An 11,668-nucleotide genomic window follows, 5' to 3' on the forward strand; every position below is an offset into this window, starting at 1 on the left:
GCCGGTCGAGCCGGACCCGACGCCCGCCCTGGAGATTACGACGGCCGAGCCGCCGGCCGAGGCCAGCGCGGTCAGTCGCCCGGGCGTGCCCGCCCCGACCGCCCCGGCCCGCCGGGCGGTCGCCTGGCCGGTGGTGCTGCTGGCGCTGCCGGCGTTCGTCGCGATCTGGTCCGGGTGGGTTGGCCTCGGCGGGCTCACCGGGTTCGGCATCGTGCACCCGCTGCCGGGCATCTGGGACAGCTTCTCCATCAACTCCGCGATCACCCTGCCGATCGGGGTCGAGACGTACGGCGCGTACGCGCTCTACGTGTGGCTCTCCGGTCGGGTGCCCGCCCCGGCGCTGCGGTTCGCCAAGTGGTCCGCGCTCGGGTCCCTGGTGGTCGGCGCGCTCGGCCAGGTCGCCTACCACCTGCTCGTGGCCGCCGGGGTCACCTCGGCCCCGTGGTGGATCACCACCGCCGTGGCCTGCCTGCCGGTCGCGGTGCTCGGCATGGGTGCCGCGCTGGCGCACCTGGTCCGCTCGCACGACTAGTTCCGCCCGGCGGCGCGGCCCCTCGGCCTGGAAACCGTGCCGCGCCGCCGGCCCTCACCCCTCAGCCGTACCTACCGACCTCGGGAGATGCCCCTCATGTTCGCAGATCCGACCGGCGCGCACGCCGCGACGTTCGCCGCCGTGTTCGCCGCCCTCTACGTCGCCCATCAGGTAGGCGACCACTGGATCCAGTCGCAGCACCAAGCCGACCACAAGGGCCTGCCCGGCTGGCCCGGCCGCCTCGCCTGCGCCGCCCATGTCGCCACCTACACCGCGACCGCCCTGGTGGCGCTGATGTTCCTGATCGCCGGCACCGGGCTGCGGCTGGACCCGTGGGCGGTCGGCGTGGGGCTGACCGTCTCGGCGGTGTCGCACTACATCGCCGACCGGCGCACCCCGCTGCGGCGCATCGCCGAAGCGCTCGGCTCGGCGAAGTTCTACGCCCTCGGCACGCCCCGCCCCGGCCACGACGACAAGCCCTGTCTCGGGACCGGCGCGTACGCCCTGGATCAGTCCTGGCACGTGGCGTTCCTGTTCGTCTCCGCCCTGCTCATCGCCGCCTGACCGACACGACAGGAGAACGATCGTGGCTAGCCCCAACCCCCATGAGGACGACCGTTTCGACTGGCAGGCCGCCGAGGCGGACCTGACCGACCCCACCGGCCCGGATGCCGAGGTGGTGGACCTGGACGACGCCCGCGCCCGCCGGCAGGCATCCGTGCCCGGCGGTGACGGAAGCGACCTGGACGACGACGGCGAGGACGCCGAGAGCATCGCCGACGACCCGGACCGCGAGGGCGGGCCGGTAGACGCGGCCGAGGACATCCCGCCGGACGTGCTGGCCCGGCAGCGCAACCGCCGGCCGATTCTGGCCGACTGGGCCAGGTCGTGGCGTGGCTTCCGGGCCGCCGTCAGGCATCAGAGCAAGGACGCTGGCTACGTCACCGCCTACCACACGGTGCGCCTGCCCAAGTACGCGGCCAAGACCGCCGTGTGGGCACCGGTCGGGCTGTTCCGGGGCGTCGGCCGGGCGCTGCACTGGGCCAGCGCCGAGGAAGGCAACTGGCACCTGCGGCAGGCCGCCGCGAACAAGGGCGACGCCGACACCTGGATGAAGCTCGACGCCCGCCGGCAGCGTCAAACCGTGTGGCGGTGGTGGGTGCTCGCCGCGGCGGCCGGCGCGATGATGGCCGGCGCGATCGTGCTGGCCCTCGGGCCGCCGTGGTGGCGGTGGGTCGCTCTGGCGGCGGTGCTGCCGCTGCTGGCGACCCTCGGACGGCCGGCGGACAAGCCGCTTACCGATCGGGTGACCGAGGGCACCCGCTACCGCAAGCTCACCGCCGAGCTGGTCCGCCGGGCGCTGACCTCGCTGCAACTGCCGGCCATCAACTCGGCGGTTGCCAAGGATCCGAAGGCGATCAGCTTCCCGGTGGACATCCACCGCGACGGCCCCGGCCACCTCGCGGTGGTCGATCTGCCGTACGGGGTGGAGGCGTCCGAGGTGGTGGCCCGGCGGGGCAAGCTCGCCTCGGCGATGCGGCTGCCGCTGGATCAGGTGTGGCCCGAGCCCGCACCGGGTCACACGGGCCGGCTGGCGCTGTGGGTCGGCTACGAACCGGCGTCGCAGATGACCCCGCCGCCCTGGCCGCTGCTGTCGGCCGGCGCGAAGGTCGACCTGTTCAAGGCGTTCCCGTTCGCCACCACCCCGCGATTGGACGCGATCGACGCCGAGCTGATGTTCCGCAACTGGCTGTTCGGCGGTCAGCCCGGCTCGGGTAAGACGTTCGCGCTGCGCACGCTGTTGCTGGCCGCGTCGCTGGATCCGCGCGCCGAGATTCGGGGTTACGAACTCAAGGGCGTCGGGGATTTCGCCGTCTTGGAGCAGGTCATGGCCGAGTACGGCAACGGCTTCGATGACGAAACCCTCGCCCGGTGCTTCGCGTTCATCGAGTGGCTCTACGAGGAGTGCCGCCGCCGCTCCAAGCGCATCGAGCACTACGCCCGCCTCGGCAAGGCCCCAGAGAACAAGGTCACGGCCGAACTGGCGTCGCTCAAGGGGTCCGGCCTTCACCCGCTGGTGGCCTGGTTCGATGAGCTGCAAGAGCTGATGACCAGCAAGTACGCCAAGGAAGCCGGCGAAATCCTGGAAAAGGTCATCAAGCTCGGCCGGGCGCTCGGCGTGATCATCCTGATCGGCACGCAGATCCCCGACAAGGACAGCCTGCCCACCGGCATCACCCGCAACGTCAACTCCCGGTTCTGCCTGTCCGTGGCCGACCAGACCGCGAACGACATGATCCTTGGCACTTCGGCCTACAAGCAGGGCTACCGGGCGACGGTGTTCGTGCCGGTCGATGAGGCCGGGTGGGGCATCCTGCGCGGCTTCGGCCCGAAGCCCTCGGCGGTGAAGTCGTACTACGTCAACACCACCGAGGCCGCCAAGGTCGTCGCCCGCGCTGTCGCGCTGCGCCAGGCGGCCGGAACCCTGCCCAAGCCCGACGAGCAAACCCGCGAGGTGGTCCCCGTCGCGGACGTACTCGGCGACCTGGCCCGCGTGTGGCCGGGCGACGACAAGGCCGCGTGGAACGAGACGCTGTGCGGTCTGCTCGCCGAGCTGCGACCCGAGGTCTACGGCGGGTGGGAAGCCGCGCAGCTCACCACCGCGCTCAAGCCCCACCCGCTCGTGAAGGTCGCCGACGTGGGCCGGCGCATCGACGGCAAGCCGACCACCCGGCGCGGCATCAAGCACGCCGACCTCATCAAGGCCATTGCAGAGCGTGACCGGAAGCGGTCCGCCGGCTGACCACGCCGGAGGGTGCTAGCGCTAGCGGCCCGACCTGCTAGCGCTAGCACCCCCGCTAGCACCCGATCCGAATCATGAGCTGCGGCCTAGCGGATAGCAGCTCACGGCCCTTCACGCCCGAAAACCGGCCCTGGAGGCACTTGTGGACCCCCTGCTCACCCTCGCTAGCCTCACCATCACCGCCGCCGCCCTGGTCACGCTCGGTTACGCCGGGCTGTGCTGGATCAGCCCGTTCACGCGCTGCCAGCGCTGCGCCGGGACCGGCCACACCACCACCCGCGTGCTGCGCCGCCCGCGTGCCTGCCGCCGCTGCGACCGAGGCCACCGACTTCGCACCGGACGGCGCGTCTTCAACTTCTTCCACCGCCTCCGCACCGAGGCCACCCGATGAACCGGCAACCCGCCGGTCACACCGACTGGTGCGGCCGGGACCACCGCTGCGGCCTCGGCGAGCACCGCTCACCAGAAATCGTGGTCGACATCCCCGGCCACGCCCGCGCCGTCCTCGTCCGCGTCCGCACCGCCGCTGGCCGGGAACACGCCGAGATCCGCGTCAGGGTCGCCCTCGCCTCGGCCGAGCTGCCCGCCCGCCGCCAGTTGGTAGGACTGCTCGGCGACCTGCGCCAAGCCGTCACCCGCGCCGCCATCACGGCCCGGCCCCGACCGAGGCGACCCGCGTGATACCCGCGCCGCGCCGCGACGGCGCATCGCCCCGCGACCCGCACCTCACCGGCGGCCTCGAAGTGTGGTTGACCGGCACGCCGGCCGAGCTGGACGCGGCCACCGTCGCCCTGACCGCCGCCGGGCGGGTGGTTCAGCACGGCACCCGCCGGGCGCTGACCGGCAGCGACGCCGGCCGCCACCGGCTCTACCTGCGCCTCACCGTCGCCACCGGCAAGCAACCGACCCGCGCCCCGGACACCTCGCGCGGCGCGCTGATCGACCTCGACACCGCCCGCGCCCACCGCCGGCCAACCGCCGCTCGATCCTGGACAGGAGTTCCCTATGTCTGACCTGCTCGCCGCCGCGCTCGCCCACGCCGCGCGCGGCTGGCACGTCTTCCCGCTGCGGCCGAACGACAAGCGGCCCGCGTTCCCCGACCACACCGCCGACGACTGCACCGGCCGCGACCCGCGCTGCCGCGCCGGACACGTCGGGTGGGAGCAGCGCGCCACCACCGACCCCTGCCGCATCCGCCGCGCATGGTCGACCCGCCCCTACGGCATCGGCATCGCGTGCGGGCCGTCTGGTCTGGTGGTGGTCGACCTGGACGTGCCCAAGCACCCCGACGACACCCCGCCTGCCGAGTGGGCGGGGGCGTGCGACGGGTGGGACGTGTTCGCCACCCTCGCCGCCCGGCACGGCACCCCGATCGACCCGTTCGACGGGTTCGGCCCGGACGCCCCGCCGCGCACCGGTATCGACGCCACGCACACGGTGACCACCGGCAGCGGCGGCACCCACCTCTACTACCGCCACCCCGACACCGGCCCCGAGCTGCGCAACACCACCGGCGACCGGGGCGGCCTCGGCTGGAAGGTCGACACCCGCGCCCACGGCGGCTACGTCGTCGCCGCCGGCTCGACGGTCGCCGGTCGCCCCTACGCCGTCGCCCTCGACTACGAGCCCGCACCGCTGCCGGACTGGTTGGCCGGGCTGCTCGCACCCGCCCCGCGACCGGCCCGGCAGACAGCCGCGGTGAGCCTGCCGGTCGACCGGCACGGCCGCTACCTGGCTGCCGCGATTCGCCGCCAGGTCGCCCACCTCGCCGCCGCCCACGACGGGCAGCGCAACCACGCCCTGTTCGCCTCGGCCGTGGCGCTCGGCCAGCTCGCCGCCGGAGGTGCGCTCACCGACGACGACGTGACCGCCGTCCTGGAACCCGTCGCCCTGTCCATCGGCCTGCGCCACGGCGAGATCGCCCGCACGATCGCGTCCGGCCTGCGGGTCGGCGCACGCCAGCCCCGCCACCTGACCGACCTCGGGAGGGCGGCATGACCGAGCGGTTGCAGATCGGCACCGGCCCGGAAACCATCCGCGTCCTCAAAGCCGCCCTGACCGACGGGCTGCTGCCCGACACCTACGTCTCAGCCGGGCAGCTCGTGCACATGGAAGCCGTCTCCGGCGGCCTGGCCACCGCCGCCGATGAGGACTCGCCGCTGCCGGTGTCGGCGAGCGTGGTCACGCCGGCCGGTCTGGCCGGGCTGCTCGCCGAGCACGCCTACGTCTACCGGCTCAAGACCCGCAAGAGCGACACCGGCGACCCCGAGATGTTCGAAGAGGAAGTCACCCCGCCCCGCGACACCCTCGCCTCCGTACTGGCAGGCAAGACGTGGCCAGGGGTGGCGCCGCTGCGCGGCATCATCGGCGCACCCGTCCTGCGCCGCGACGGCACCCTGTTGCAGCAACCCGGCTACGACAAGGCCACCGGCCTCTACCTCGCCTCCAAAGTCGCCCTACCTCCCGTGCCGGACGAACCCACCGCCGAGCAGGTGGCCGAGGCACGCAGGTTCCTGCTCGGCCGGTTCCTGCGCGACTTCCCGTGGGCGTCGGCCGCCGATCGAGCGAATTACGTGGCGCTGCTGGCCACGCCGATCCTGCGACACTTCACCCGCTCCCTGACCCCGTTCGCGCTGATCGACGCCACCATGCCGTCGAGCGGCAAGACGATCCTGACCGCCGGTCCCGGCATGCTCTACGGGCAGCGCGTGATGACGTGGGCCTACTCGGATGAAGAGCTGCGCAAGTCCATCACCGCTGTGCTGGCCGAGCAGGTCGGCGTGGTCATCTGGGACAACCTCGCCGAGGGCAGCGTCATCGACTCCGCCGTGCTCGCCCAGCTCGTCACCAGCGGCGTCTGGTCCGACCGGCAGCTCGGGGCGTCGCGGAACATCGCCACCGTCAACGACCGGCTGTGGATGGCCACCGGCAACAACCTGCAAGTCGGCGGCGACATGGCCTCCCGCACCGTCCGCGTGCACCTCGACCCCGACATGCCCCGCCCCGAACTCCGCGACCAAACCGGATTCGGCATCCCGCACCTCGACCAGTGGATCACCGACCCGACCAACCAACTCACCGTCCTGTGGCACCTCCTGGTCCTCGTCCTCGATTGGACCCGCCAAGGAGCACCCAAGGTGTCCGGGCTGTCCATGCGGCAGTTCACCCCTTGGGCACAAGCCCTCGGCGGATTCCTTGACCACCACGGCATCGACGGCTTCCTCACCAACGCCGCCGACATCCGCGAGATCGATGAAGACGAAACGCGCTGGCGCGCGTTCCTCACCACCTGGCACGACCGCCACGGCAGCCGTGCAATCACCGCCGCCGACCTCCGCCGCGACGCCGAACCCCTGCAACTCGGCAGCGACACCCACGACCCGTGGGACGGACAGTTCATCACCACCCACAACGGCCGCCTACCCAACCCGCTCCAACTCGGCCGCATGCTCACCGGACAAGCCGGACGCTGGCGCGGCAACCACGTCATCCGCGCCGGCCGCAACGACCGAGGCGACCGCGCCGTCTTCTGGGTCGAACACCACGACGGATGAAAACCGCTGAACCATCTCCGCATCTCCGCAACGCCGCACTAACCCGCCACCACCAGCGGAAACACTCTGCGGAGATCAGGCCCTCAGAAACCATCGATCTCCGCATCTCCGCAACCTGCTGCGGAGATGAACCCCAATTGCGGAGATGACCGATCAACGGAACTCCGCATCTCCGCAAGCATTCGCCCAGCTCACAGCCACGTTTGCGGAGATGCGGAGATGCGGAGATGGTTCAGCCCCTCCCACAACGACCGCCCACCACCGCGACCAACCCGCGAAGACCAGCCCGCTGAGAGCCCCGGAGCCGAACCGAGCCATGCCATCACACCGGCCCGCCCGAAATCTTGGCCCTACGGCGCTCTCAACGGTCCGTTCTAGCGGTCGCCATCGATTCCCCTGCCGCACCTAGCAACTGACCCTCACCCGACGAGAACGCCCACCACCGGCGCTCTCAACCCACCGGAACCACGGGGAGAAGCCGTGCCCACGCCAGAAAACCGCGTCGTCCTCACCATCGAAGAAGCCGCCCAACGCCTCGGCATCGGCCGCACCACCATGTACGCCCTTATCAAGACCGGCCAGATCCGCACCGTCACCATCGGCCGCCTCCGCCGCGTCCCCACCTTCTGCCTCGACGAATACGTGCGGAACCTGCTCGCCGAACCCACCCACCTCGACCACGCCGCCTGACGAAAGGAGCCAGCCCATGGGACGCAAGCCGAACGGTGCATCGAGCATCTACAAAGGTGGTGACGGCTACTGGCACGGCCGCGTCACGGTCGGAGTAAAGGACAACGGGAAGCCGGACCGGCGGCACGTCCAGGCGAAGACCGAGGCCGAGGTGATCCGCAAGGTTCGCGCGCTGGAACGCGAGCGCGACCACGGCACGGTCCGGAAGCCGGGGCAGCGCTGGACGGTCGAGAAGTGGCTCACGCACTGGGTCGAGAACATCGCCGGCCCGGTGGTTCGCACGAACACCCTCGACGGCTACCGGGTCGCCGTCCGTCGGCACCTGATCCCCGGCGTGGGCGCTCACCGCCTCGACCGCCTGGAGCCGGAGCACCTGGAGAAGCTGTATACCCGGATGATGGCCACCGGGAGTGCTGCCGGCACCGCCCACCAGGCGCACCGAACGATCCGTACGGCCCTCGGCGAGGCGGTGCGCCGCGGGCACCTCGCCCGGAATCCTGCCGCGCTGGCCAAGCCGCCCCGCCTCCCGGATTCCGAGGTTCAGCCGTACTCCGTTCCGGAGGTGCAGGCGATCCTCCGCGCGGCGGCCTCGCGGCGGAACAGCGCCCGGTGGGCGGTAGCGCTGGCCCTCGGGCTGCGCCAGGGCGAAGCGCTCGGCCTGAAATGGCCGGACGTGGATTTGGACAACGGGACGCTGACCGTGCGCCGCGCGCTTCTCCGGCCGAAATGGCGGCACGGCTGCGAGGGGAAGTGTGAGCAGAAGTTGCCCGGGCAATGCCCCGACCGGGTGAACGAGCGGCCGGTAGCGGCGGACACCAAATCCCGCGCTGGCCGCCGCTCCATCGGCCTGCCGGACGCCCTGGTCGAACTACTCCGGCAGCACCGAAAAGAACAGGACGCCGAGCGCGAAACCGCCGCCCAACTTTGGCGCGACGAAGGGTGGGTGTTCGCCTCACCGGCCGGCGAGGCCATCCACCAGGCGACGGACTACGACGAGTGGAAACGGCTGCTCAAGCTCGCCGGAGTGCGGGACGGCCGGCTACATGACGCGCGGCACACCGCCGCCACCGCGCTCCTGGTCCTCGGCGTCTCCGGCCGCGCGGTGATGGGCATCATGGGCTGGTCGAACTCGGCAATGGCGGTCCGGTACCAGCACATGACGGATCAGGTTCGCCGCGACATCGCGCAACAGCTCGGGGGCTTGATTTGGGGGCCTGAACAGATGTAAATAGCGGAATGTGACCGGCTGTTACTCGTCGCAAATGGCGCCGAGTAGCAGCCGGTCACTCCTGCTCGGACTTCCCCTGGCTGGCAAGCTTCCGACGCCGGATTCTGTTGTAAGACACTGAGAGCCCGTGCGCCGTCTCGGATGCTTGCCGTGCATACTCCTGGATGCCAGCCTCTGTTACAACATGGACAATTGTGTGAGGTGGAGCGGATTGCACGACGTTGTTATGCCAGATTAAGGTGCCCATATCGACTCGCCAGAGTCGAAGCTCCCCTGCCTCGTCGATGTCGCATTTGAACAGCGGCGCGTCGATCACAATTACTGGGAATGCGATGACGGATATCTTGTTAAGCCCAGGGTGGATATCTTCTCGGGTTGTCTCCCAGTGGGCAGCCTTCACGGCCGAGATGATCGCTTTGTAGGCTACATCGCCGCCCTGATTTGGGCCGAGGTTCGCTTTTATGAGGTTGTGCCCAGGGTGATCCTCGATAGTTAGTAGTGGCAGGGCGCGCACTGCGTGGCTGTGTGCGGCGAAGGAAACCCACTCTCGGGCGGCGGGTGAGGCAAACCTCTGCACAACCTGCGCCACCGGGTGGAGCGGGGGAATTCTCTCCCCGCAGAAAAGTACCCATGGTTTGTCGGCGCCGCTCTTTGCTTCAATGCATAAGAGGGTGTCTAGCCACTCGGTGCGTGATTTGGCATCCGACCTGATGCTAACCACTACGTCGATCTCGCGGTGACACGCGGATTCGCTGTCATAATAGTAATCCGACTGGCGTACGTGGCCGATCTCTCTGAAAGCTTGGGCTGTGCGCAATTCTAAAGGATACCCCTGGCTCATTAGCCATTTCTGCAACTGCGTCTTCAGAGGGTCGGCGGGTGGGTCACTCTCACCGACTGGTGCTTCGACTTCGGTCACCCGGTCATTCAAGCCCTGGGACGTCCCGGGGACAACATGGTTGTGACGCCGCTCGTCTCGTCAGGTTGGGTCGCCGCTTGGCCCTGCTGGCTGCCCAGCCCGGTCCGTGCGTGCATGACCCTGCTTGGCCTCAACGCCGAGTAGCCGGCAACTGAGACGAGAAGTGAGACGGGAGTCAGGTGTGGAGACGACGCGAGGGCCGGTCCTGGTGGACCGGCCCTCGCGTTCGTGCTGCTCAAGCGAGCGGAGGATACGAGATTCGAACTCGTGAGGGTGTGAACCCAACACGCTTTCCAAGCGTGCGCCCTAGGCCTCTAGGCGAATCCTCCGCGAGCCAGGATACAGGTCGCCGTCGGGCCGGCCACCCCACCACCCCCTGAAGATCGACCGCGCGTCGGGTAGGGTTGGCGGTACCCCCCGTGCGGCGTGCATCTCGTGAACCTCCCCAGGGCCGGAAGGCAGCAAGGATAAGCGGGCTCTGACGGGTGCACGGGGGGCCTTTCTGTCTTGCGCGCCGAGGCCCTGTCCCGGGCCAGGTCTTGGCCGTGTCCTCGCGGTCCGCGGCATCTTGCGGTGTCCGAGCACCCGGATACCCCCAGATGCCGCAAACGACGCGGGGCTCCCGGCGAGCTCCGAGTTCGGGCGGGGTGGTGGGTGGTCAGCTGCGCCCGACCGGCGCAGAATGGCTCGGTCGAGAGGAGGCGGTACGGGTGGCACTGGCCCTTTACCGCAAGTACCGGCCGCGCACCTTCGCCGAGGTCATCGGTCAGGAGCACGTCACCGAGCCGCTGTCGCAGGCGCTGCGCAGCGGTCGGCTCAACCACGCCTACCTCTTCTCCGGCCCGCGCGGCTGTGGCAAGACCTCCAGTGCCCGCATCCTGGCCCGCTCGCTGAACTGTGAGCAGGGGCCCACCCCGGAGCCGTGCGGGCAGTGCGAGTCGTGCCGAGAACTGACCACCGACGGTGGCTCGATCGACGTGCTGGAGATCGACGCGGCCAGCCACGGCGGTGTCGACGACGCCCGGGAACTCCGCGAGAAGGCGATCTTCGCGCCGGCCCGGAGCCGCTTCAAGATCTATGTCATCGACGAGGCGCACATGGTCTCGTCGGCCGGCTTCAACGCCCTGCTCAAGCTGGTCGAGGAGCCGCCGGAGTACGTCAAGTTCATCTTCGCCACCACCGAGCCGGAGAAGGTCCTCGGCACGATCAAGTCGCGGACCCACCACTACCCGTTCCGGCTGATTCCGCCGAAGGTGCTGCGCCCCTACCTGGAGCAGCTCTGCGAGGCCGAGGGGGTCCGGGTCGAGCCGGCCGTCTTCCCCCTCGTGGTCCGTGCCGGCGGCGGCAGCGCCCGGGACAGCCTCTCCGTACTCGACCAGCTCATCGCGGGCGCCGGCCCGGAGGGGGTCAGCTACGCGCGGGCCGCCGCGCTGCTCGGCGTCACCGACTCGGCGCTGATCGACGAGATGTGCGACGCGCTGGCGGCGGGGGACGGCGCGGCGGCGTACGCCACCGTCGACCGGGTGGCCGAGGCCGGTCACGACCCGCGCCGGTTCGCCGCCGATCTGCTGGAACGGCTGCGCGACCTGATCGTGCTCCAGCAGGTGCCGGACGCCGCCGCGAAGGGCCTGATCGACGGCCCCGCCGACCAGATCGAGCGGATGGCCGCCCAGGCCCAGCAGCTCGGCCCGGGCACCCTGTCGCGGTGCGCCGACATCGTGCACAACGGTCTGGTCGAGATGCGCGGCACCACCGCTCCCCGGCTGCTGCTGGAGCTGATCTGCGCCCGGATGATGCTGCCCGGCGTGGACGACTCGACCGGCGGGCTGCTCCAGCGGCTGGAACGGATGGAACGCCGGCTCACCCTGGGTGGCGTGGAGCTGCCGTCGGCGGCCGCCGGCCCCGCGCCGGTCGCCCACCCCCCGCAGGTACGCCCGGAGCC

Annotated in this window: 11 protein-coding genes, 1 tRNA gene, 1 other RNA gene and 1 pseudogene; 12 read left to right on the forward strand and 2 right to left on the reverse strand. The window is 70.4% G+C overall.

Annotated features, from left to right (window positions below; all coding sequences use genetic code 11):
• The 10 genes and pseudogenes from E1166_RS25780 to E1166_RS25825 all read left to right on the forward strand — a co-directional run.
• Nucleotides 1-532 (forward strand): annotated as a pseudogene (locus E1166_RS25780) (ABC transporter permease); the annotation flags it as partial.
• Between the two features lie 96 nt (nt 533-628).
• Nucleotides 629-1,096 (forward strand): DUF3307 domain-containing protein, encoded by a 468-nt coding sequence (locus tag E1166_RS25785; protein WP_132342524.1) that lies wholly within the window; start codon nt 629-631, stop codon nt 1,094-1,096.
• A gap of 22 nt (nt 1,097-1,118) precedes the next feature.
• Entirely contained in the window at nt 1,119-3,335 is a 2,217-nt protein-coding gene (locus E1166_RS25790; RefSeq protein WP_243710517.1) for a cell division protein FtsK, read from the forward strand.
• Between the two features lie 142 nt (nt 3,336-3,477).
• A complete protein-coding gene (locus E1166_RS25795) occupies nt 3,478-3,726 on the forward strand; it encodes a hypothetical protein (RefSeq protein WP_132342527.1) in 249 nt (82 codons plus the stop codon).
• A complete protein-coding gene (locus E1166_RS25800) occupies nt 3,723-4,016 on the forward strand; it encodes a hypothetical protein (RefSeq protein ID WP_132342529.1) in 294 nt (97 codons plus the stop codon). The genes E1166_RS25795 and E1166_RS25800 overlap by 4 nt, the downstream gene beginning before the upstream one ends.
• Nucleotides 4,016-4,348: a hypothetical protein gene (locus E1166_RS25805; RefSeq protein WP_132342542.1), complete on the forward strand. Its 333-nt coding sequence runs from the start codon at nt 4,016-4,018 to the stop codon at nt 4,346-4,348. The genes E1166_RS25800 and E1166_RS25805 overlap by 1 nt, the downstream gene beginning before the upstream one ends.
• Nucleotides 4,341-5,333 carry a bifunctional DNA primase/polymerase gene (locus E1166_RS25810; protein ID WP_132342531.1) on the forward strand — a complete coding sequence of 331 codons (993 nt, stop codon included), beginning with the start codon at nt 4,341-4,343 and terminating at the stop codon, nt 5,331-5,333. The genes E1166_RS25805 and E1166_RS25810 overlap by 8 nt, the downstream gene beginning before the upstream one ends.
• Nucleotides 5,330-6,889, forward strand: a complete 1,560-nt coding sequence (locus E1166_RS25815) for a hypothetical protein (protein WP_132342532.1) — start codon at nt 5,330-5,332, stop codon at nt 6,887-6,889. Before E1166_RS25810 ends, E1166_RS25815 begins: the two co-directional genes overlap by 4 nt.
• Before the next feature lie 480 nt (nt 6,890-7,369).
• Nucleotides 7,370-7,579 (forward strand): helix-turn-helix domain-containing protein, encoded by a 210-nt coding sequence (locus tag E1166_RS25820; protein ID WP_132342534.1) that lies wholly within the window; start codon nt 7,370-7,372, stop codon nt 7,577-7,579.
• A gap of 16 nt (nt 7,580-7,595) precedes the next feature.
• Nucleotides 7,596-8,807, forward strand: coding sequence for a site-specific integrase (locus tag E1166_RS25825; RefSeq protein ID WP_132342536.1), 1,212 nt, complete (start codon nt 7,596-7,598; stop codon nt 8,805-8,807).
• 55 nt (nt 8,808-8,862) lie between these two features.
• Here E1166_RS25825 and E1166_RS25830 read toward each other — a convergent pair whose 3' ends face one another.
• Both E1166_RS25830 and E1166_RS25835 read right to left on the reverse strand, forming a co-directional pair.
• Nucleotides 8,863-9,726: a hypothetical protein gene (locus E1166_RS25830; protein WP_132342538.1), complete on the reverse strand. Its 864-nt coding sequence runs from the start codon at nt 9,724-9,726 to the stop codon at nt 8,863-8,865.
• Between the two features lie 244 nt (nt 9,727-9,970).
• A tRNA-Ser gene (locus E1166_RS25835) sits at nt 9,971-10,055 on the reverse strand.
• Nucleotides 10,056-10,137: 82 nt separating this feature from the next.
• Between E1166_RS25835 and ffs the strand changes: the two genes are divergently transcribed.
• An RNA gene (gene ffs, locus E1166_RS25840) (signal recognition particle sRNA small type) lies at nt 10,138-10,228 on the forward strand.
• 208 nt (nt 10,229-10,436) lie between these two features.
• Nucleotides 10,437-11,668 (forward strand): DNA polymerase III subunit gamma and tau (locus E1166_RS25845; RefSeq protein ID WP_132342540.1); only part of this gene is annotated, 1,232 nt, incomplete at its 3' end.

The organism is Micromonospora sp. KC213, assembly GCF_004348325.1.
Classification (GTDB): domain Bacteria; phylum Actinomycetota; class Actinomycetes; order Mycobacteriales; family Micromonosporaceae; genus Micromonospora.